The organism is Arthrobacter sp. AG258, assembly GCF_004364695.1.
Lineage (GTDB): Bacteria > Actinomycetota > Actinomycetes > Actinomycetales > Micrococcaceae > Arthrobacter.
Genome location: NZ_SOBI01000009.1, coordinates 82,871 through 104,747, shown reverse-complemented (window position 1 = coordinate 104,747; position 21,877 = coordinate 82,871). Strand labels below are relative to the sequence as shown.

The 21,877-nt window shown below is 65.9% G+C and carries 18 protein-coding genes; 14 read left to right on the top strand and 4 right to left on the bottom strand.

What is annotated here, in order from left to right; translation table 11 throughout:
* The first annotated feature begins 174 nt into the window (after nucleotides 1-174).
* Nucleotides 175-402 carry a hypothetical protein gene (locus tag DFO47_RS17795; RefSeq protein ID WP_018762204.1) on the top strand — a complete coding sequence of 76 codons (228 nt, stop codon included), beginning with the start codon at nucleotides 175-177 and terminating at the stop codon, nucleotides 400-402.
* 77 nt (nucleotides 403-479) lie between these two features.
* On the opposite strand, the gene DFO47_RS17790 is transcribed toward DFO47_RS17795, so the two are convergent.
* Nucleotides 480-2,000 (bottom strand): sodium:solute symporter, encoded by a 1,521-nt coding sequence (locus DFO47_RS17790; RefSeq protein WP_133832494.1) that lies wholly within the window; start codon nucleotides 1,998-2,000, stop codon nucleotides 480-482.
* Nucleotides 2,001-2,275: 275 nt separating this feature from the next.
* Between DFO47_RS17790 and DFO47_RS17785 the strand changes: the two genes are divergently transcribed.
* The 11 genes from DFO47_RS17785 to DFO47_RS17735 all read left to right on the top strand — a co-directional run bounded on the left by DFO47_RS17785 (nucleotide 2,276) and on the right by DFO47_RS17735 (nucleotide 16,913).
* Nucleotides 2,276-2,851, top strand: a complete 576-nt coding sequence (locus tag DFO47_RS17785) for a cupin domain-containing protein (protein WP_018762206.1) — start codon at nucleotides 2,276-2,278, stop codon at nucleotides 2,849-2,851.
* 113 nt (nucleotides 2,852-2,964) lie between these two features.
* Nucleotides 2,965-4,029, top strand: a complete 1,065-nt coding sequence (gene speB / locus DFO47_RS17780) for an agmatinase (protein WP_109863824.1) — start codon at nucleotides 2,965-2,967, stop codon at nucleotides 4,027-4,029.
* 4 nt (nucleotides 4,030-4,033) lie between these two features.
* Nucleotides 4,034-5,737: a thiamine pyrophosphate-binding protein gene (locus tag DFO47_RS17775; protein WP_133832493.1), complete on the top strand. Its 1,704-nt coding sequence runs from the start codon at nucleotides 4,034-4,036 to the stop codon at nucleotides 5,735-5,737.
* Nucleotides 5,738-5,893: 156 nt separating this feature from the next.
* Nucleotides 5,894-6,376, top strand: a complete 483-nt coding sequence (locus DFO47_RS17770) for a MarR family transcriptional regulator (protein WP_018762209.1) — start codon at nucleotides 5,894-5,896, stop codon at nucleotides 6,374-6,376.
* Nucleotides 6,376-8,583, top strand: coding sequence for an MDR family MFS transporter (locus DFO47_RS17765; protein ID WP_133832492.1), 2,208 nt, complete (start codon nucleotides 6,376-6,378; stop codon nucleotides 8,581-8,583). Before DFO47_RS17770 ends, DFO47_RS17765 begins: the two co-directional genes overlap by 1 nt.
* Before the next feature lie 190 nt (nucleotides 8,584-8,773).
* Nucleotides 8,774-10,507 (top strand): ABC transporter ATP-binding protein, encoded by a 1,734-nt coding sequence (locus DFO47_RS17760; protein ID WP_133832491.1) that lies wholly within the window; start codon nucleotides 8,774-8,776, stop codon nucleotides 10,505-10,507.
* Nucleotides 10,504-12,585, top strand: coding sequence for an ABC transporter ATP-binding protein (locus tag DFO47_RS17755; protein ID WP_133832490.1), 2,082 nt, complete (start codon nucleotides 10,504-10,506; stop codon nucleotides 12,583-12,585). Before DFO47_RS17760 ends, DFO47_RS17755 begins: the two co-directional genes overlap by 4 nt.
* 38 nt (nucleotides 12,586-12,623) lie before the next feature.
* A complete protein-coding gene (locus tag DFO47_RS17750; RefSeq protein WP_018762213.1) occupies nucleotides 12,624-13,040 on the top strand; it encodes a thioesterase family protein in 417 nt (138 codons plus the stop codon).
* Nucleotides 13,041-13,106: 66 nt separating this feature from the next.
* A complete protein-coding gene (locus DFO47_RS17745; protein WP_133832489.1) occupies nucleotides 13,107-13,364 on the top strand; it encodes a PLD nuclease N-terminal domain-containing protein in 258 nt (85 codons plus the stop codon).
* An 83-nt stretch (nucleotides 13,365-13,447) separates the two neighbouring features.
* The gene (locus tag DFO47_RS17740) at nucleotides 13,448-15,679 is read left to right on the top strand and encodes an AAA family ATPase (protein ID WP_133832488.1); all 2,232 of its coding nucleotides are present in this window, start codon (nucleotides 13,448-13,450) and stop codon (nucleotides 15,677-15,679) included.
* On the top strand, nucleotides 15,666-16,913 hold the full coding sequence (locus DFO47_RS17735) for an McrC family protein (protein WP_243835531.1): 1,248 nt from the start codon (nucleotides 15,666-15,668) through the stop codon (nucleotides 16,911-16,913). Before DFO47_RS17740 ends, DFO47_RS17735 begins: the two co-directional genes overlap by 14 nt.
* Before the next feature lie 11 nt (nucleotides 16,914-16,924).
* Here the strand turns inward: DFO47_RS17735 and DFO47_RS17730 are convergent, their stop codons facing one another.
* A complete protein-coding gene (locus tag DFO47_RS17730) occupies nucleotides 16,925-18,580 on the bottom strand; it encodes a PAS domain-containing sensor histidine kinase (RefSeq protein ID WP_133832487.1) in 1,656 nt (551 codons plus the stop codon).
* 94 nt (nucleotides 18,581-18,674) lie between these two features.
* On the opposite strand from DFO47_RS17730, the gene DFO47_RS17725 reads away from it, so the two are divergent.
* A complete protein-coding gene (locus DFO47_RS17725; RefSeq protein ID WP_208294429.1) occupies nucleotides 18,675-19,439 on the top strand; it encodes a response regulator transcription factor in 765 nt (254 codons plus the stop codon).
* Here the strand turns inward: DFO47_RS17725 and DFO47_RS17720 are convergent.
* Nucleotides 19,412-19,822: an Hpt domain-containing protein gene (locus tag DFO47_RS17720; protein WP_018762219.1), complete on the bottom strand. Its 411-nt coding sequence runs from the start codon at nucleotides 19,820-19,822 to the stop codon at nucleotides 19,412-19,414. The genes DFO47_RS17725 and DFO47_RS17720 overlap by 28 nt on opposite strands.
* Nucleotides 19,823-20,069: 247 nt before the next feature.
* Between DFO47_RS17720 and DFO47_RS17715 the strand changes: the two genes are divergently transcribed.
* Nucleotides 20,070-21,287, top strand: coding sequence for a glycosyl hydrolase (locus tag DFO47_RS17715; protein ID WP_133832486.1), 1,218 nt, complete (start codon nucleotides 20,070-20,072; stop codon nucleotides 21,285-21,287).
* 126 nt (nucleotides 21,288-21,413) lie between these two features.
* Here the strand turns inward: DFO47_RS17715 and DFO47_RS17710 are convergent, their stop codons facing one another.
* Nucleotides 21,414-21,872 carry a very short patch repair endonuclease gene (locus DFO47_RS17710; RefSeq protein WP_133832485.1) on the bottom strand — a complete coding sequence of 153 codons (459 nt, stop codon included), beginning with the start codon at nucleotides 21,870-21,872 and terminating at the stop codon, nucleotides 21,414-21,416.
* Between the last annotated feature and the right edge of the window lie 5 nt (nucleotides 21,873-21,877).

Here is a 21,877-nt window from a genome sequence, read left to right as displayed (position 1 = left end):
CGCTGGGGAGTTTCGGTTTACCGTAAAAAACACCCCGTATTTCCTGGATTCCGCGGCCTTTGATGGTGCCGCCGCGGCCCTTGACCCCCAGCCCCGCCGGTGCTGTGATGAAGGGGTGGCGCGGCCTTCGCCCGTCCCGAAAGAGCACGCCAGGCGAAACACGGAGGTTGGATCATGGGCACCACCGGACAGCACCCCGACATGCCGCACCTGGACGCCGTAGAAGCGGACCCCGCCTACGATTACGCCGAGGATGCCCCGGTGGACGATGCCGGCTGGGACGCGGAGGATGAATTCCTGGACCAGGAAGAGCCCGTGGTCAAGGCCCCTCCGGTCGTCATCGACGCCGAGGACCGCGAGGTCCCGCTGGATGATGACGAGCTCCGCGGCGAAGGGGAGTAGGACCAACGACGATGGCGCCTCCTTCCGCCTGGAAGCGAAAGGAGGCGCCGTCGTCGTGCGTTGAAGCCTGTGTCCGGTCAGTGGCCGGCGAGGATTTCCTCGGAAGCTTCCTTCGGCTCCTGCCCGGCCACGCGGCGCTGCCAGGCCTGCATGACCAGGGGGTCGGTGGGGCGGGTGAGCAGCGAGGCGGCGACGTAGACAATGGCCGAGGCGATCAGGCCGTAGTAGATGGGCTCGTTCGCGTAGATGCCGTCCAGTGGCGCCTTGGCATTGACCTCCAGGATGATCATGGTGCCCAAGGTCACCACGGAGCCGACTGCCATGGATGCCGCTGCTGCCAGTCCGGTGCCGCGCTTCCAGACGAGGCCGCCCAGGATGGCCACCAGGAGGCCGCCCACCAGGATGTCGTAGGCAATGGTCAGGGCCGCAACTACGTCCTTGGTGATGATGGCGATGACAATGGCCACAATGCCCAGCGCGAGGACCCACACCCGGTTGGCCTTGACGTCGTGCTCCGGGTTCTCGGAATCGCCGGTGGAAACCTCCTTGCCGAACCAGCCGGCGACGAACGGCAGGACATCCGCCCTTGCCACGGTGGCGGCGGCGATCAGTGCGCCGGACGCGGTGGACATCATGGCAGCTACGGCGGCGGCCAGGACCAGGCCGCCGATGCCGACGGGCAGGAGGTTTTGCGCCACTTCGGCGTAGACGTCGTCCTTGGCCGCGATCTTGACGTTGGACAACGCCACGTTGGCGGCCATGCCGATCAGCGCACCGGCCACACCGTACAGGATGCAGTAGACGCCGGCCGTGGCTCCGCCCCAGCGGGCCACCTTGGGCGTCTTGGCGGTGAAGACCCGCTGCCAGATGTCCTGGCCGATCAGCAGGCCCAGCGTGTAGACGACGAAGTAGGTGATGATCGTCTGGACGCCGATCCCGTCAATCTGGAAGAAGCTGGCATCAACGCGGCTGCGGATGCCGTCAAGGCCGCCGGCGGCGTTAAGGGTGAAGGGGAGCATCAGGAAGAAGATGCCCACGGTCTTGATCACGAACTGGACCTGGTCCGCCAGGGTGATGGACCACATGCCGCCAATGGTGGAGTACACCAGCACAATGGCTCCGCCGATCGCGATGGCGAGGGCCCGGTCAAGCCCGAACAGGACCACGAAGATGGTGGCGTACGCACCGGTGGAGGTGGCGCAGAGCATCAGGGTGTAGGCGAGCATGACGATGCCCGAGGCCTCCGTTGCCCGGCTACCGTACCGGAGGGTGAGCATCTGGGACACGGTGTAGATTTTCAGCTTTTGGATGGTGCCGGCGAAGAGCAGGCTCAGCAGCAGGACCCCGGCGCCAATGGCCACCACGAGCCACATCCCGGAGATGCCGAACTTGTAGCCAAGTCCCACGCCGCCCACGGTTGACGCGCCGCCCAGGACCACCGCGGCCATGGTGCCGGTGTACAGGAAGGGGCCCAGCCGGCGGCCGGCAACCAGGAAGTCACTGTTGTTCTTGGTGCGGGACTTGCCCCACCAGCCGAAGGCCAGCATTGCGAGCAGATACACCACCACGATGGCGATGTTGATGGCACTTGCATCCATGTGAAGGGCTCCTTGGAGCTGTTGGGCGCCGGGTATGGGACCGGGGGCGAGGGCCCGCGGAACCGCCGCGGACGAACGGAGGGGATTCCAGTATTGGGGATTCCAGTATTGCCTTATAGGCAACAGGAGTTTTCAAAGCCTAGGATGTGACGGCCGCAACAGTCAAGAACAATCGCGCCGCGCGGCCCGGGTGTGGCATGCGCGCGTCACAAAAGCGCCGCGGATTAGGATGGCTCGAGAGTGGAGCCGGGCTGCCGGCCATGAAAGGTTCGTAGATGAAGGCACTGCCAGTTGAGCCCAGCAACGTCCCGGTCGCCATCGGTTCCAGGATCCGGGCCGCCCGGCAGTCCCAGCGGCTCACCATCGAGCAAGTTGCGGACGCCACCGGGCTGACCAAGGGGTTCCTCAGCCGGGTGGAGCGCGACCTGACCTCACCGTCCGTGGCTTCACTGGTGACACTTTGCCAGGTGCTTTCGATTTCGATTGGCGACCTCTTCGCTGCGCCGGAAACCCACCTCACCAAGCGCAATGACGGCCCGCGCATCTCGCTCGGCGGCCAGGGCATCGTAGAGCGGCTGCTGACCGCCCGTTCGGAACGCCGGGTCCAGATCATCCAGGCCGTCATTGAGCCGCACGGCCGCGGCGAGTCCGAACTCTACGCCGTGGACTGCGATGTGGACGTGCTGCATGTGATCAAGGGGTCCATCAAGCTGATCCTCACCAACGAGGAATACGACCTCAGTACCGGCGATACGGTGACGTTCCCGGGGCGGGAGCCGCACACGTGGATCAATCCCTCGGATAAGCCGGTCGAGGTGCTCTGGGTCCTGGTGCCCGCCGCCAGCCGCTGACTGCTCCTCAGGGTCCCGGGGTCGGTTTGGTAAACACCTGATGCTCCAAAGGAAACAGGAGTGTATGATGGCAGTCACACAATCCCCTCAACTCCTCGAAGGAGAGGCCTCCATTGGAAGAACTGCGCATCGAAGCCAACGGCAACCTTGGCCCCATCGATTCATCCCGGATTCCGCGCTACGCAGGTGCCGCCACCTATGCCCGGCTGCCCCGCCTGGACCAGGTGGCCAAGGCTGACGTCACGGTGGTGGGTGTCCCCTTCGATTCCGGAGTTTCCTACCGGCCCGGCGCCCGCTTCGGTGCCAACCACGTCCGCGAGGCCAGCAGGTTGCTGCGCCCCTACAACCCGGCCTGGGACGTCAGCCCGTTCGAGAACATCCAGGTGGCCGACGCCGGGGATATGGCGGTCAACCCGTTCAACATCAACGAGGCCATCGAGACCATCCAGCAGAACGCACTGGACCTGACCGCGGCCGGCAGCAAGCTGCTGACCCTGGGCGGGGACCACACCATCGCGTTGCCATTGCTTCGGGCGGCCGCCGAGCGTGCCGGCGGCCCCATCGCCATGCTGCACTTCGACGCCCACCTGGACACCTGGGACACCTACTTCGGCGCCGAATACACCCACGGCACCCCGTTCCGCCGCGCCGTTGAGGAGGGCATCCTGGATACCGAGGCGATCAGCCACATCGGCACCCGCGGCCCGCTTTACGGCAAGAAGGACCTCGACGACGACCACCGCTTCGGGTTCGGCATCGTCACCTCCGCCGACGTCTACTACCAGGGCGTCCTGGAGACGGTGGCCAAGGTCCGCGACCGGATCGGCAGCCGCCCGCTCTACATCTCCGTGGACATTGACGTCCTGGACCCCGCGCATGCGCCTGGAACCGGCACGCCGGAAGCCGGCGGCATCACCAGCCGCGAACTCCTGGAAATCATCCGCGGCTTCCGCGGCATGAACCTGGTGGGCGCCGACGTCGTCGAAGTGTCCCCGGCCTACGACCACGCCGAGATCACCGGCGTCGCGGCCAGCCACGTCGCGTACGAGCTGGTGACCCTGATGGCGGACAACGCCGTTCCCGGGGACCGCTTCGGTGCGGCAAACGGCTACGAGGCCCAGGCGCTGGGCCGGGAGGCCCACCGGCCCGCCGGTTTCGCTGCCGCCGCCAAGGAGTAGATCCATGACCGAACCTGTACACCCCACTCCTGCCGGCGCCCCCGGGGGAGGCGCGCGCAATGGCGGGGATCTCGTCGTCGAAACGCTTGAAGCCCTGGGCGCCAAGACGGTGTTCGGCATTCCGGGCCAGCACGCCTTGGGACTCTTTGATGCGATGGGCCGCGGCAACCTGCAGTTCGTCTCCTCGCGGGTGGAGAACAACTCTGCCTTCGCCGCCGACGGCTACTCCCGAGCCACGGGAGAGGTCGGCGTTCTCTTCCTCTCCACCGGCCCCGGCGCGCTGACGTCCCTGGCCGGGCTGCAGGAGGCCTATGCCACCGGCGTGCCGATGGTGGTGGTGGCAAGCCAAATTCCGCTCGAAGGCCTCGGTGCCCGCCGCAAGGGCATGCTGCACCAGCTCGATGACCAGAAGGCCTCGGCCGCCAACGTCACCAAGAGCCAGCGGCTGATCCAGCACGCGTCCGGCATCCCCTCGGCCATCCAGGACGCCTGGACCGAGGCGATCTCCTCGCCGCAGGGCCCGGTGTGGCTCGAAATCCCGCAGAACGTCCTGCTGGATCCCATCATGGTGCCGCCGGTGGAGGATGCGCTCGCCGAGGCCGCGGACAACCCGCCGCGCGTTGAACTGGTCCGCGAGGCCGTGTCCTGGCTTTCGGAGGCGAAGCGCCCGGCGATCATTGCCGGCGGCGGCACCCGGCGCGGCCGCGCGGAAAAGTCCCTGCTGTCCCTAGCCGAGAAGCTCCGCGCCCCGGTGATCTGCACGCCCGGCGGCAACGGCGCGTTCCCCTGGAACCATGAACTCTCACTCCAGTCCTGGATCGAGGACCAGTACATGACGGAGCTGCTCGAGGACGCCGACGTGCTGGTGGTCATCGGCTCTTCGCTTGGCGAAGTGACCTCCAACTACTTCACGTTCGAGCCGCGCGGCCGGATCATCCAGATCGACGCCGAACCCCGCGTGCTCGAGTCGAACCGGCCGGGCCTGGGCATCCGTGCCGACGCCGGCCAGGCGCTGGCGGCGCTCGACGGCGCCCTAACGGAGCCGCGCGGGGAACAGGCGGACTGGCACGGCACCACGCCCGAGGACCTGGTCAGGGACACGCTCGCCAAGGTCAAGGCCCGGCTCGAGTCCCAGGACCTCGGCAAGGAACTGAAGTTCATGGCGGACATCCGTGAGGCAGTGCCGGCGGACATGCAGACGTTCTGGGACATGACCATCAGCGCCTATTGGGCCTGGTCCTGTTGGGACGCCCGCCAGGGCCAGTTCCACTCGGCCCAGGGCGCCGGCGGGCTCGGTTTCGGCTTCCCGGCGGCGATCGGCGGTGCGGTGGGACTGGAAACCACCGGCAAGGGCGCCAACGCCGCCCGGGTGCTGGCAGTGTCCGGGGACGGTTCGGCGATGTATTCCATTGCCGAGCTGGCCACTGCCAAGCAGCACAACGTGCCGGTCACCTGGCTGATCGTGGACGACGGCGGCTACGGCATCCTGCGCGAGTACATGGTGGGTGCCTTCGGCAAGGCCACGGCCACCGAACTGGCCCGCCCCGACTTCGTGAAGCTGGCGGAGTCCTTCGGCGTGCCGGCAACCCGGGTGGCCCCGGAGGATGTGGGGAACGCGCTCAAGGCAGCGTTCGCCGCAGACGGCCCCAACGTCGTCGTGGTTGAAACGCTCCTGAAGATGTTCGCGCCCACCCATCTGGACCGCTGAACCCAAGGCTTCTGCGCATACGCTCCCTTACGCGCCGGCAACGGCTGCGTGGGGGAGCGTATGCATTTAAGCGACATCCACGACAATAACTTCGTTTCCCTAAGCAACCTTTTGCTGGTACAGTTGCTTGCAGCAACTAATTCTTTAGGGAGGATCATGTCTGTCGCACCGGCCACCGCAGCCGACCTCGTCAGCCATATCTATGACCTCCAGCGCGCGCTGCGCTGCGTCACCATGGTCAACGTCAAAGGTCAAGATACGGGCATCGCACTCCAAGGCGTGCTCAAGTTCATTGGCGAAGGGGAAACCCGTGCCGCGCACCTCGCCGAACGGCTGGGGGTCAGCGCTCCGGTCCTCAGCCGGCACGTCGCGGAACTGGCGGACGCCGGCCTAGTGCTTCGCACTCCGGACCCCGACGACGGGAGGGCCCAGCTGCTGGCCCTCTCACCCAAGGGAAAGGAAAAGCTCGCAGAGCTGGTGCGCCACCGGGCAGAAACCCTGCAGGGCTACCTCGCCGACTGGAACGAGGACGACGCCGTTGCAACCGCCGCGATGCTGAACAAGCTCACCGCATCCCTGAAGAATTCCATCCGGGCAAGGGCGGCCGGAACCACCAACGAACACGCAGGAGTCAACTAATGGCCAACGTCACCGCCGCCGCGGACCAGGAGCAGGAGCGCCAGCGCCAGCGCTCCGCTAAACAGGAATCGCGGCAGTCCAAGCGCCACGAACCCGGCGCACCCATGAACCACCGGCAGATCATGGAAGCCCTGACCGGCCTCCTTGCCGCCTTCTTCACCGCCATCCTCAGCAGCACCATCGTGGCGAACGCGCTGCCCACCATCATGTCCGAGCTCAAGGGCACCCAGACCGACTTCGCCTGGGTCATCACGGCCGCCCTGCTGGCCAACGCTGCCACCACCCCCATCTGGGGCAAGCTCGCCGACCTCTTCGACAAAAAGGTCCTGGTCCAGCTGAGCATCGTGATCTTCGTTGCCGGCTCGGTCATGGCAGGTTTCTCCGAAAACATTCCGTTCCTGCTCACCGCCCGCGTGATCCAAGGCATCGCCATGGGCGGGCTGACCGCCCTGGCGCAGGCCATCATCGGCTCCATCATCCCGCCGCGCGAGCGCGGCAAGTACTCCGGCTACATGGGCGCCGTCATGGCTGTCGGCACGGCCGGTGGCCCGCTGCTCGGCGGCTTCATCGTGGACAGCCCGCTGGGCTGGCGCTGGACCTTCTTTGTCTGCGTGCCGCTCGCCGTCGTCGCCCTGATCCTGCTCCAGATCACGCTCAAGGTTCCGCACATTAAGCGCCCCGCCAAGATCGACTGGCTCGGCGCCATCCTGCTCACGTCCGGCGTCAGCCTGCTCCTGGTCTGGGTTTCCTTCGCCGGCAACCCCGACTACTACGACTGGTGGTCCTGGCAGACCGCGGTAATGGTGGGCGGCGGTGTCCTCCTGCTGGCACTGCTGGTGCTGGTGGAATCCAAGGTGTCCCAGCCGATCATCCCGCTCAAGATCATCTCCGAGCGCACCACCGCCCTGGCCATCGTTGCGTCCGTGGCCGTTGGCGTGGCCATGTTCGGTTCCTCCACCTTCCTGGGCCAGTACTACCAGGTGGCCCGCGGCGCCACGCCCACCGAGGCTGGCCTGCTGACCCTGCCCATGATCGCCGGCAACCTGGTCGGTTCCGTCGTGTCCGGCCAGCTGATCAGCCGCTACGGCAAGTGGAAGCGCTTCCTGATCGGCGGCACCATCATGTTGATCGGCGGCCTGGCCCTGGCCGGGACCATGGACCACACCACCGAACTTTGGCTGACCGGCCTCTACACCGGCATCTTCGGCCTCGGACTGGGCATGCTGATGCAGAACCTCGTCCTCGCCGTGCAGAACACCGTGCAGGCCAAGGACATCGGTTCCGCCAGTGCCTCCGTCGCGTTCTTCCGCTCGGTGGGCGGCGCCATCGGCGTGTCCGTCCTGGGCGCCGTCATGGCCAACCACGTCAAGGATTTGGCCACCGACGGGCTCGCAAAAATCGGCATCCAAGCCGGCGGCAGCAGCGGTGCCACGCTGGACCTCAAGGACTTGCCCGCGCCGATTGCGGACATTATGCGCGCGGCCTACGGCGACGCCACGGCAGGCATCTTCATGATCACTGCCATTGTCAGCGTGGTGGCCCTCATCGCCGTCATCTTCATCAAGGAAAAGCCGCTGCGAAGGACCGTGGACATGACCCCCGAGGCGACCTTGCAGGCCAATGCCGCCGGTGAAGCGGGGATGACCGCCATGACCGGCCAGCTGCCGGTGGTTGCTGCCGCCGGGAACGGGCCCGTCCCCGGCGGACTGGGAACCGCGGCACGGACTTCTACGCATGCCGGTGCCGCAGTTGCCCCTGCCAAGACGTACGACGGCGGTGCTGGCGCCGCGGCGGCAGCGTCCGGAAGGGTTGCCACGGAGGACTTCGAGGAAGTCTTCGCCAGGAGTTTCCGCTCCGACGGGCTGGACTTGCGGTCCGCCGACAGCGTCGACAAGGCCGCGGACGCCGTGGCCAGCGCCGCTGACACGCTCCGGAAACTGCAGGACACCCAACAGCTCCTGGCCCGCCAGCAGGTGGAACTGGGCGGTCTGGTCCTGGATGTCCAGGAGCAGCTGCGTTCGCAGCGGGAGGTTGCAGCCAAGCAGGCGGCCACGGCCGCTGAGCTCAGCAGGGTCCAGCGCAAGCTCCTGAAGGAGCGCAAGCTGCAGGCTGCGGCCGCGCTGTACCTGGCAGGCCACGGCAAGCACAGTGCCGCCGCCCCCTCGCAGTCTCGCGCCGACCGGCCGGAATCCGTACAGGGAAGCTAGCCCGCCGCCGGCGGACCAGCCAAGGCCCCCTTCCCGCCGACCTATTGCCGCGGACCCAATGCCGCAGCCCGCGCCCGGAGCACCCTCCGGGCGCGGGCTGCGGCCTTTCCATCTGGTCATGGACCACTTTGGGGCAGAAAAAGCATTCATGCCCGGCGTCAATGTCAGTGGGGATCGCTAGAGTGAAACCATGCTCCTGACCCTCATTCGGCGCTACTCCAAACCGTACGCGCCGTACATCCTTGCTGTCGTCGTTTTCCAGCTTGCATCCACCATCGCCGCGCTCTACCTTCCCAGCCTGAACGCGCAGATCATTGATGAAGGGGTGGCGCGCGGAGACACCGATTTCATTTGGCGTACCGGTGCCATGATGCTCCTGGTGGCCTTCGCCCAGGTGGGTGCGGCCATTGCCGGCGTGTATTTCGGCTCCCGCACGGCCATGGCGGTGGGCCGGGACCTGCGGCGCGCGGTGTTCCGTAGAGTCACCAGCTTCTCTGCCAAGGATGTCAACGGGTTCGGAGCCCCCACCTTGATCACCCGAGGCACCAACGATGTCCAGCAGGTGCAGATGCTCCTGCTGATGGGGCTGAACTTCATGGTTGCCACCCCCATCATGTGCGTCGGCGGCATCATCATGGCGCTGCGCGAGGACCTCAACCTGTCGTGGCTCGTCTGGGTATCGGTTCCGCTGCTGGCAGTCGTGGTGGGGTACCTGGTGGTCCGGCTCATGCCGCTGTTCCGCACCATGCAGCGCAAGATCGACCGGATCAACGCCGTGCTGCGGGAGCAGATCATTGGCATCCGGGTGGTCCGGGCCTTCGTGCGTGAACCGTTCGAAACCGAACGTTTCGGCGGCGCCAACAAGGAACTTACGGACGTCTCGCTCCGGATTGGGGCACTGTTTGTCCTGATGTTCCCGGCCATCAGCATGATCCTGCACCTGTCCACCGCCGCGGTGCTCTGGTTCGGCGGCCAGCGGGTGGACGCCGGGGCCATGCAGGTGGGATCGCTGACGGCGTTCCTGCAGTACCTGCTCCAGATCCTGATGGCCGTCATGATGGGCACCTTCATGGCCATGATGATCCCGCGCGCCTCCGTCTGCGCCGACCGCATCGGCGAGGTGCTCGGCGTGGAACCCTCCATCCACGATCCCCAGGACCCGCAGGCCCCGGCCTCGCTGGCCGGCGTGGTGGAGTACCGCAACGTCACCTTCGCCTACCCGGGAGCTGAGTCTCCGGTGCTCAGCAACATCAGCTTCACGGCCCGGCCCGGACAGACCATTGCCATCATCGGGTCCACGGGTGCGGGCAAAACGTCACTCCTGTCCCTCCTCCCCAGGCTGTACGACCCCGTGGAGGGCCAGGTACTGCTGGACGGCGTTCCGGTGGACCGCATGGACCGTGCCGAGATCACCAAACGGGTGGCCCTGGTGCCGCAGCGTCCGTACCTGTTCTCAGGGACCATCGAGCACAACCTCCGCTTCGGCAAGACCGAAGCCACGGACCAGGAATTGTGGGAGGCGCTCCGGGTAGCCCAGGGCGAGTCCTTCGTCCGGGAGAAGAAGAACGGGTTGGAATCACGGATCGCACAAGGTGGAACCAACGTATCCGGCGGCCAGCGGCAGCGCCTCTGCATTGCCCGTGCGCTGGTGACGAAGCCCCGGGTCTACCTCTTCGACGACTCCTTCTCGGCCCTGGACGTGGCCACGGACGCCCGGCTCCGGGCCGCCCTCAAAGGCACAACCTCGGACGCCACCGTCATCATCGTGGCCCAGCGGATCTCCACCATTACCGACGCCGACCAGATCCTGGTGCTGGACAACGGCAGGATCGTGGACCGCGGCACCCATGAGGAACTGCTGGAAACGTCGCCTACATACCAGGAAATCGTCGAATCCCAGCTGAGCGTGGAGGAAGTGGCATGAGCGCCCGCAAGAAGGACTCCAGCCCCATGGAAGAAACCCCGCTGCCCGCCCAGCCGGCGGCAGGCGCCGGAGAGGTCCCGCCCGGGCAGCCCGGCGACGAGGACTTCGTCGAGGAGGAGTTCACGCCCACCGAAGCGGACGGCGGCATGTTCGGTGCCATGCCCGCCAAGAAGGCCGAACACTTCTGGCCATCGGCCAAACGCCTCATGGGCCTGCTGAGGCCCGAAGCCGTTGGCATCTACGCCGTGGTGGGCCTGGTGGTGGTTTCCGTGGTCCTCAACGTCATCGCCCCCAAGATCCTCGGCCAGGCCATGGACGTCATCTTCGCCGGGGTCGTCGGCAAGCAGCTGCCCGCCGGGGCGAGCAAGGAGCAGTTCGTCGCCGGCCTTCGCCAGCAGGGCCAGGACAACTTCGCGGACATGGTGTCGCGGATGGAACTGGTACCCGGGACCGGCATCAACTTCGACAAGCTCACTACGCTGATCGCCGTGGTCCTGCTGATGTACTTCGTTGCAAACATCTTTATGTGGCTGCAGGGGTACGTGCTTAACCGCATTGTCATGAAGGTCATCCGGCGGCTGCGCGACGACACCGAGAGCAAGCTCAACCGCCTTCCGCTGAACTACTTCGACACCCGGCAGCGCGGCGACGTGCTGTCCCGGGTGACCAACGACGTCGATAACATCCAGCAGGCACTCCAACAGGCCTTTGCCCAGTTGGTCAACTCCGTGCTGACTGTGGTGGGCATCGTGATCATGATGTTCATCGTGTCCTGGCAGCTCGCCCTGATCGCCTTGATCGCCCTCCCGCTCTCCGGCGTGGCCGCAGGCATGATCGGGGTTCGAAGCCAGAAGCTCTTTGCGGCCCAGTGGAAGAACACCGGAACCCTTAACGGCCAAATCGAGGAGTCGTTCTCCGGGCACGACCTCGTCCGCGTGTTCGGCCGGGATGCGGACATGCTGGAGCGGTTCGAGGAACGCAACGAAGCACTCTACAAGGCAAGTTTCGGAGCGCAGTTCGTTTCCGGGATCATCTTCCCCGTCATGCAGTTCGTGTCCTACCTCAGCTACGTGGGCATCGCCGTGGTGGGCGGCCTGCGGGTGGCCTCCGGCGCCATGTCCCTGGGCGATGCGACGGCGTTCATCCAGTACTCCCGCGAGTTCACCCAGCCGCTGGGGCAGATGGCCGGCATGGCCAACATGCTGCAGTCGGGCGTGGCGTCCTCCGAGCGCGTCTTCGAATTCCTGGACGCCGACGAAGAGGAAGCGGAAACCGCCACCGAGCACCTGCCCGCCAAAACCGACGGCCATGTGGACTTCAAGAACGTCACCTTCAGCTACACCCCTGACAAGCCGCTCATCGAGGACCTGTCCTTTACGGCCGAGCCTGGAAACACCGTCGCGATCGTCGGGCCCACCGGGGCAGGCAAAACCACCTTGGTGAACCTGGTCATGCGGTTCTACGAGCTCAACTCCGGCTCCATCATGCTCGACGGCGTGGACGTGACCCACCTCAGCCGGGCGGAGCTGCGCTCCAAGGTGGGCATGGTGCTCCAGGACGCCTGGTTGTTCGGCGGGTCCATTTACGACAACATCCGGTACGGCAACCTCGAAGCCTCCGAGGAACAGGTCATGGCAGCGGCGAAGGCGACCTTCGTGGACCGCTTCGTCCGCGCGCTCCCCGAGGGCTACGACACCGTGATTGATGAAGAAGGAAACAACGTCAGTGCCGGCGAGAAGCAGCTGATCACCATCGCCCGCGCCTTCGTGGCCAACCCCTCGCTGCTGATCCTGGATGAAGCCACCAGCTCCGTGGACACCCGCACGGAACTGCTGGTGCAGAAGGCCATGGCGGCACTGCGCAGCGATCGAACCAGTTTCGTGATCGCGCACCGCCTCTCCACCATCCGTGACGCGGACACCATCCTGGTCATGGAGAACGGACGAATCGTCGAACAAGGCAACCACCAGGTGCTGCTCGCGGCCGGGGGCGCCTACCACCGCCTGTACATGTCCCAGTTTGCCGGTGCGGATGCGGGCGAGATGCCGGTGGATGATTCGACGGCGGTGCACAGCTGAGCGCGCACGGGGGCGGCCGGATCGAAGTCCTGGTGCCCATGCGGTGGGGCGACATGGACGCCTATGGCCACATCAACAACGTCCAGATCGTACGCATGCTGGAGGAGGCGAGGATCGCAGCCTTCGGACCGCCCCGGGGCGCCGGCCTGCCGGGCATCGAGCCGCACGTGTCCCTCTTCAATGACCTTCCGCCCGGAACCTTGGCCCTGGTGGTTGACCATAAGATCCGGTACGTACGGACACTTGAGTACCGCAACGTCCCGGCCGTGGTCCAGGTATGGATCGGCGCCGTCAAGGGGGCCAGTTTCGACATCCACTATGTCCTCCAGGACCCCGTCAGCAGGGAGGACTGCGTGAAGGCCAGCAGCCACCTGGCGTTCGTGGATGAAGCCACCGGCAGGGTACTGAGGCTCACCCAGGAACAAAAGGACCGGATGGCCCCGTACAGGCACTAAGCCCCTGTACAAGTCCGGCCCGACCCATTGGACTGGACCTACGACGGACAGCGAAAGGAAACCCTGATGGCCAGGACTAAGAACCGTGCCGCGCGGAAGAAGAAGACATGGAAGGAGATGTCACCTTCCAGCAAGGCGGGCACCATCCTGACGGCGATTGTGCAGGTGTCCCTGCTCATTGCCGCCCAGCGGGACATCTCCCGCCGGCCTGCGGAGCTCATCAACGGGCCGAAGGCTGCCTGGCGGGCGGCCTCGTTCGTCAACTTCATCGGACCCATGGGGTACTTCGTCTTTGGCCGGAAGCGGTCTGCCGGCGGCGCCTAAACCGGCAGGCGGGAACGGCAGGCGGAGACGGCAGCCAACCGGCGTGGAGCCGCCGCCCAGCTTGACCCTGTAAATTTGAGGGCATGACCCCCACCGCCATTGCTGCCATGACCCGCGCCCTCGGCATCTCCAGGGAGATCGAAGACGCAGCGTGGTTTGTCCTGGGCCCCGGCCTGCAGGGAAAGGCGTCGCCGCTGGACGGGCGAACCCGGACGTGGTCGGTCGCGGCGGCTTCAGAGCTTCTGGACCGCCTGGAGCGGGGTATTCCGGACGCCAAGGCGCCGATGATGACCAACCTCCGCGAGAACCTGGGCGGCGCCACCCGTGGAGCCAAGCAACTGGCGGTGGAGCTGCTCTTCCTGCAGTCCCTGCCGCTGGCCCACGAAGTGAAATCCCTCAAGGTCAAGCGCGCCCGCGTCGCCGAGGCCGCCGGCTGGCTGGAGCCGCCGCTTGAGCTTCCCGAAGAGCTTTACGCGGGCATGACGGACCACGGCGTGATCCGCGACCGGACGGCTGAATTCAACTGGACCATCTGGGACCACCTCAAGTGGCTTTGCCGGTTCGTCCGGAACGTCGCACAGCGGCCCGCCGCCGTGGTGCAGGCCGCCATCAAGGATCCCCTGCAGTTCCACCGCCTTGCGGCCTCCACGCCGGATGACCAGCCTGCCATCCGCCGCAGCATCGAATTCCTGGCGTGGCCCAGCTACTTCGAGCCCGTGGTGGCGGATGTGGAGCGGCAGGAAATCCGTGACGCGTTCGCCTCGCTCGTGGGCGGGGCCAACGGCGACAGCGAAGAGGACATCACCGCGGACATCCACCGCATCCGCCTGCACCTGGACGAGCAGGCGGGCCAGCGCATCGACTGGTACTCCCGGCAACTGGTCAGCCAGTGGCGCAAAGTCGGGGACCCCGGACGGCGGGCCTGGCTGCTCCGGACCCACGGCGACCACCCCGAGCTCCTCACAGCCTGGCACGCGGAGGAGAAAGTGACCCTGGACGTCGAACATCTCCGCCCCCTGGAGCCGGGGGTCAGTGCAGGCGTGGTCCAACACGCCGTGGACGAGGACTACAAGCACCTTGGCTACGTGGAGCGTGAGGACACCAAAACCGCTGCCCTGGCGTTCCTTACCGTCATGAAGCCCGGGGACCTGGTGCTCTACCAGCACGCCGGTACGGTGCGGCTGGGTGGCGTGCTGGGGGAGCCGGAGTACAACGACGACAACCGCCGGCTGCGGCGCAAGGTGCGCTGGTTCGACGTCGGCCACGCCACCACCAGCCTGCCCCGCCACGTCCAGCGCCAGCTCAGCACGCCCGGCATCGTCGTGGACGCCACCAGGGTGGTGCAGGCGCTGCAGGCGCTCCTGCCCGCAGAAGCGGAGACCGAGCCAGACGCCGAAACCGAAGGCGCCGCCGTCGTACCCCCCGTCCAGGAGGGCTTCCGCGCACTGACGCCCGAGTTCGCCGCGTCCCTGCACATGGAGCTGGAACCGCTCCAGGAGATCGCCGAGCTGCTCGAGGAAAACCGCCAGGTGGTCCTCTACGGTCCGCCCGGCACCGGCAAGACCTACCTGGCCAAGCACCTCGCGGCGGAGCTGGCGGATGACACCACGGACGAACGCGTCAAACTGGTCCAGTTCCACCCGTCCTACGCCTACGAGGATTTCTTCGAGGGATACCGGCCGGACAAGACCGACGACGGACAGGTCTCCTTCAAACTGGTGGCCGGCCCCCTGCGCCGGCTGGCGGAAGAAGCCGCGAAACCCGGGAACGAGAAGAAGCCGTACTTCCTCATCATTGACGAGATGAACCGCGCCAACCTGGCCAAGGTGTTCGGCGAGCTGTACTTCCTGCTGGAATACCGCGATGACCGGATCTACCTGCAGTACAGCCCCAACGAACCCTTCACGCTGCCGGACAACCTCTACATCATCGGCACCATGAACACCGCGGACCGGTCCATCGCCATGATGGACGCCGCCATCCGGCGCCGTTTCTCCTTCATTGAGCTGCACCCGCAGACGGAGCCGGTGAAGGGGTCCCTGCTCCGGTTCCTGGCGACCCGGCAGCTGGACACCACCCCGGCTCTGTTGCTGGATGCGCTCAACGGTGCCATCGACGAATGGGACCGGGACCTGATGATCGGGCCGTCCTACTTCATGAAACCGGCAGCCCAGACCCCGGCCGGGCTGCGCCGGATCTGGAAATACGAGCTCATGCCGCTGCTGGAGGAGCACTACCATGGCCAGCTGACCAGGGCCCAGCTGGAGGAACGTTTCGGGCTGGACCAGCTGCTGGGACGCCTTGCAGCGCGCTGACCCCCGGGCGTCCGTCCGGCACCTGGTCCTGGACGAGCTGTCCGGCGGCATGGTGGAACGGCTGGACGCACCAAGCGCGTCCTTCCTGAACGCCAGCGGCCTGGCCAGGGCCTCGCCTATGGGCATGGGGTTGTACCGGATCGAGCCGGTGGGCAAGGTGGGCTCCGTGCGGACCCCAACGGTGCAGCTCGACGTCCGGCCCAAGGACCGGCTAGGTCTGGGCAGGCTCCTGTTCCTGCTCAGCTACGCGGGGGAACAGGGCTTTCGCCCGGACGCCGTGGCCGCCGACGAAGAACGCGACCTGTGGAGTGCGCTGGCGGAATCCCTGGCGCAATTGGCCGAACGCGCCTTGGGCCGCGGCGTCCTGCAGGGCTACCTCACGGTGGACGAATCCTTGCGGACCGTCAAGGGGCGGATCCGGATTTCGGACCAGATCTCACGCCGGCCGGGAATGCTGGTTCCCTTGGAGGTCTCCTACGACGAGTTCACCGAGGACATCGCGGAAAACCGGATCCTGCGGGCGGCCCTGGAACGAATGGGGCAGGTGCCCGGCGTGCGGCCGGAGGTGCTGGGCCGGCTGCGGCAGCTGAAGGGAAAGCTCGACGCCGTCACCCGCCTTCCGTCCGGGGCGCCGGTTCCGCCGTGGAAGCCAACCAGGATGAACCTGCGCTACCACGCCGTCCTGCGCCTGGCCGAGCTGATCCTGCGCAACGCCTCCGCGGAATCAGGCGAGGGCAAGCAGCAGACGGCCTCATTCGTGGTGGACATGGCGCAGGTGTTCGAGGATTTTGTGGGCACCGCGTTGCGCAGCGCGATGGCCGCCTACCCGGGGGAGCTGCGGCTTCGCTACAACGCCCTGCTCAGCGAGGCCGTGCGCGATTCCGACCGTTTGTCCGTCCGTCCGGACGCCGTGCACCTGCTGGGTGGGCGCCCGGTGGTGGCCTACAACGCCAAATACCGGGCAGCCTCCGACGCCGGTGCTTCCCTGACCGCTGACCACTACCAGATGCTGGCGCACTGCACCGCCCTTGCGGTGCCTACCGCCTGGCTCGTCTACGCCGGGAAGGGCGAAATGAAACTCCGCCGGATCCTGAACACGGACATCGACATTGTGGAGTTCCCGCTGGACCTCAGCCAGCCGCCGTCGGACATCCTGGACTCCATCCGGGACCTTGCCCGGCAGTCCTGGGGCGAAGTCTCCCGCGTTTCGGCAAGCTCAACCACCGGTGGTTGAGCCGGTCGAAGTCAGACCGGCACCCGGAACGTAAACGTCGTCCCCTTCCCGAGCGTGCTGTCGACGTCGATGGTCCCGCCGTGGGCCTCGACGATCGCCTTGCTGATGGGCAGGCCCAGCCCCACCCCGGGGATCGCGGTGCGCCGGACGTTGCTGGTGCGGAAGAACTTGGCGAAAACCTCCGACGCGTCTTCCGGGCTCATGCCCATGCCCGTGTCCGATACCCTGCAGGCCAGGTGTCCGTCCTCCTGCGCCAGCGAGACCACCACCTGGCCGCCGTCGGGGGAATACTTGATGGCGTTGGACACCAGGTTGTCCAGCACCTGCGAGATCCGGGCGCTGTCCACGTGGGCCTCGAGCTGCGGCGGAGTTTCGGCACGCAGTTCCACCCCGGCCGCGGCAGCCCGCGGCATCGCCGAGGACACACTGCTTTGCACCAGTTCGGCCACGTCAACGGTGTGGGGTGTGACGATCAACTGGCCGTTCCGGCTGGACAACAGGTCCGAGACCAGGGTCAGGAGCCGCTCGGAATTGCGGTGGATGATCTCCAGCATCTCCCGCTGCGACTGGTCCGGTTCGTCGGCGAGCAGGATCTCGACGTAGCCCAGGATGGACGTCAGCGGGGTGCGGAATTCGTGCGAGACGCTGGAGACGAAGTCGTCCTTGGCGGCGAGGGCGTTCACCAGGTCCGTGACGTCGCTGAAGACGATCACGGAACCGGCGAAGCGGCCGTCCGAATCCTTCATGGGCCGGGCTGTGGTCACCAGGGCCCGTTGTTGGCTTCCTTCACCCAGCCACACCAGGTAGTCGGTGAAGGTTTCCCCCAGGACGGCGCGGCGGACCGGACGTTCCGCCACGGGGACCAGGGTCTTCCGGTCCGGGCCGAAGACCAGGAGCTGGGACTCGTTGGGGTCCGCAATATCCTTTGGCCGTGCCAGCTCGTGGTTGGCCCGTTGCTTCCGGTTCATCAGCACGTCGTGGCCGTCGGCGTCCACCGCCAGGACACCAAGGTGCACGGTATCCAGGACGGTGTTCAGCAGCGACTCCTGCCGCTTGCTGGTGCGCAGGCTGGCCCGCAGTTGCTCGTCCTTGTCCTCCAGCTGGTTCTGCTGGCGCATCATGCTCAGCGTCAGGACGCTCACGGACACTCCAATCCCCAGCATCATGACGGGCAGCAGGAGGGACCGGGCGAAGTCCTGCGGGGTGTAGTTGCCTTTCAGGAGCAGCGGCACCCAGATGATGGCCAGTGGACCCAGGAAGGAGAACCACAGTGCCGCCTTGGGGTAGTACCCGGAGGCGCAGAGCCAGATGACGGGGAACACGGCCAGCAGGCTGATTCCGGTAAGGCTTTCCTGGCCGCCCTCCCGGCCTGCACCAATAGAGATGAAGTCCAGCACCGGGATGGCCAGGAAACTGGTGTACGGCAGCCGGTCCCACGGGACGGCGTAGCAAAGCGCCATGAGCACCAGCTGGGAGATAAGGAACGTGACGAACAGGGGATTGCCCATGGTGTCCGGGAAGAACGCCCACACCAGGAATGCCGTGAGGAGAGTGGTGACGAACAACGGCATCTGGCTCAATGCCACCCGGTCCGTCAGCCGGTATTCATGGAAGGGCCGCTTGAAAAACCGCAGCCGACCGGATGACCAGGCCGTCGGGGCGCTCATCGTTCGGTAGACGCGGAAGTCGGAGTGTTCGAGACCATACCAGCAGGATATCCGCAGCCAGCTATACTTCTGACGTTGGCACTGAGGGGGCTCTATGAGTGAGGCACGTGTGGGTCTGGTCATCGAAGATGACCACGACATTCGGGAACTGGTTCGCACTGTGCTGACCCAGGCTGGATTTGACGTTACCGTCGCCAGTGGCGGCGCTGAGGGCGTCTTGATGGCCAAGAGCCTGAATCCTGACGTTATTACGCTGGATTTGGGACTGCCGGACATTGACGGCTTTGAAGTTTCCCGGCAGATCCGGGAGTTTTCGGACGCCTATATCGTGATGTTGACGGCGCGTACCGAAGAGCTGGACACGTTGATCGGGCTCGAATCGGGTGCGGACGACTACCTCACCAAACCGTTCCGGCCCCGGGAGCTCCGTGCCCGGGTCGCGGCCATGATGCGGCGCCCACGGTCCGTTCCGGACCCCGGCGACGTCGCGGTGGACCCGTCGTCGGACGGCGCCGCCCACCCGGAGCGTGGAAACTTCAGCCACAACGGCCTTGAGTTGAGCTACGCGTCCCGTACCGTAACCGTCGACGGCACGGAAATGAACCTGACCCGCACCGAATTCGAGCTGCTGTACGCGCTCCTCGAGGCGGGCCGCACGGTCCGGACCAAGTCGGACCTGGTGCGCCGGCTCCGGGACGAGGATTACGACGTCGGCAGCTACATCAGCGAGGCTGACGAACGTTCCGTCGAAGTCCACATGGGAAACCTTCGCAAGAAGCTGGGCGACTCGCCGCAGCAGCCGCGGTGGCTGCAGACAGTCCGCGGGGTCGGTTACCGGTTGGCGCCGGGACAACACTGAGCCTGTAACCGGTGGATGGTTTGCCGGCTGCACTGGGTGATGGGCCGCAGGAACGTCGCCGCCAGCCTCGGCAACGCCACCGACATGTCAGCGTGGCGGGCCTCGGCCCTGATTTCGGCTTCCAGGTCCTGGGCCATGCCCGCCAGCCGTTCAGCACCGACCATTTGGCTTGCCGTCTTCAGGCTGAGGACCGCGTCCATTGAACCTTCCAGGTCACCCGTGGTGAGGGCGAGCCTCAGCTTTTCCAGCCGCTCCGGGAGGTAGTCGATGAAGTTGGCCACGAAGACCCGGCCGTAGCCCTCTTCCTCCTCAAGCTCTTCCCGCAAACGGTCCAGGACCGATGGGTCCACCAGCGGTCTGGGTGCATCATCTGAGGTGCTCATGACACTCCTTTCGGCTGACACTGCGGACTCTGGAACCACGTGAAATTGCGGACTCTGGAACCACGCGGTTAGGCGTGGGAACCGGTGTTTGTTCAGGTTAGGACTGTTCCCGGGCGGCATTCGGGGTTGGGAAATTAATTGCGGGTTTCTTGATGAGATTGCGGTTTTTGGCCCTATCATCAAGCCAGTGCTTTTCGCGCTACCACACAAGCGGCCTGGCCGCCTTCAAATCTGGGGATAGATTGCCGTGTTTCGTTCGCTGAAGATTCTTGTCCTGGCTTTGTTGGTGGCCTCCGGATTGGTGGTGGCCGCGGTCCAACCAGCCAGCGCGGCCACCTCGCCTCAAATCACCCTCAACCCGGCGTCCGGTCCGGCCGGTTCGGCAGTGACGGTGGCTGGAACCGGGTTCAAGGCCTCCACTACCGGGACGGTGATTGTGGGTTCGGCGACTTTCGCGTTCCAGACCAGCTCCACCGGGGCGTTCAGTACCGGCATCACCATTCCTGCCGCGTCCACCGGAAGCATCACCATTACCGCCAAGACCTCGTCCATCAAGGCATCCGCCACGTTCGTGGTGCAACCGGCGCCGGCCCCTCCCACCGTCAGCAGCGCGGCCCTTCGCTTCGGGGTGGCCAACCCCGGGGGGCCGTTGGCCGGCAGTGAGTTGGACGAGGTAGCCACCCTTGCCGGGGAAAGTCCGTCCATCCTGATGATCTACAAGGATTTCCTCCAGGCGCCTCCGGTGGCTGAGATGGACGCCGCCCGCTCCCGGGGTGCCACCCCGTTGGTCACCTGGGAACCGTGGGCGTGGGGTGGTGGCGTGAACCAGCCTGCCTACGCTTTGGACCGGGTGGCCGCCGGCGATTTCGACGCGACCATCACCCAGTGGGGCCAGTCAATCGCTGCCTGGGGCAAGCCGGTGATGTTGCGTTTCGCCCATGAAATGAACGGCAACTGGTACCCGTGGGCGGAGGGCGTCAACGGCAACCAGCCAGGCGACTACGTGGCCGCCTGGCGGCATGTGCACGACGTCGTCGCCGCCACGGGTGCCGCCAACGTCCAGTGGGTGTGGTCGCCCAACGTGCCCTACTGGGGGTCCACGGACTTGGCAGGTTTGTACCCGGGCGCGGGATACGTCGACGTCGTGGCCCTGGACGGCTACAACTGGGGAACGTCGCAAACCTGGAGCAGCTGGGTTTCACCCGTGGACCTCTTTGCCCCCGGCATCACCCAGCTCCGTTCCCTTGCCCCGGGGAAACCGGTCCTGATTGCCGAGACCGCCTCCAGCGAGCTGGGCGGTTCCAAGGCGACGTGGAACACGGACCTGGTGTCCTACCTGGCCGCGCAACCAGACGTTATGGGCTTCGTCTGGTTCCACATGCAAAAGGAAACCGACTGGCGCATCAACAGCAGCGCGTCGTCGGCCACCGCGTTCAAGTCAGCCTTGTTGGCCCGGAGGAGCTAGGGGATAGGGGCACTGCTCCGGAACGACGGGTGGCGGGCTGCCGTATCCCGGCAACCCAATGATCTTGTCCTGTCCGGATCAAGGACGGCGGCGGAAACAACCAAAGATTGCCTCAAGATTGCGGTGTCAGGGGCGGGCATCGAGGAACTCGAGCAGGTGCGTTTCGAGCGCTGAACGGTCCTTCAATTCGCACTCCCAGACGGTCAGCACCTTCCAGCCGGCGCTTTCCAGTTGGCGGAGTTGATCGGCGTCGCGTTCACGGGTGCGGGTGCGTTTTGCCTTCCAGAAGTCCGCATTGGCCTTGGGTGCGTGTTGACCCACCCGGCAGGTATGGAAATGCCAGAAGCAGCCATGGACAAAGATCACTTTGTGGCGCCCGGCGAAAACCAGGTCCGGATTGCCCGGGAGCTTGGTGCCGGCGGAGGTGCCGTGCAGGCGGTACCTGTAGCCCTTGGCGTGCAGGAGCCGGCGCACCAGCAACTCCGGTTTGGTGTCCTTGCCGCGGATCCTGGACATGTTCCAGCTTCGCCTCTCCGGGGAGAGCTTGTCCGCGGTGGGTTCGGCCGCGCTGGAGGTGCCTGGCATCTTTC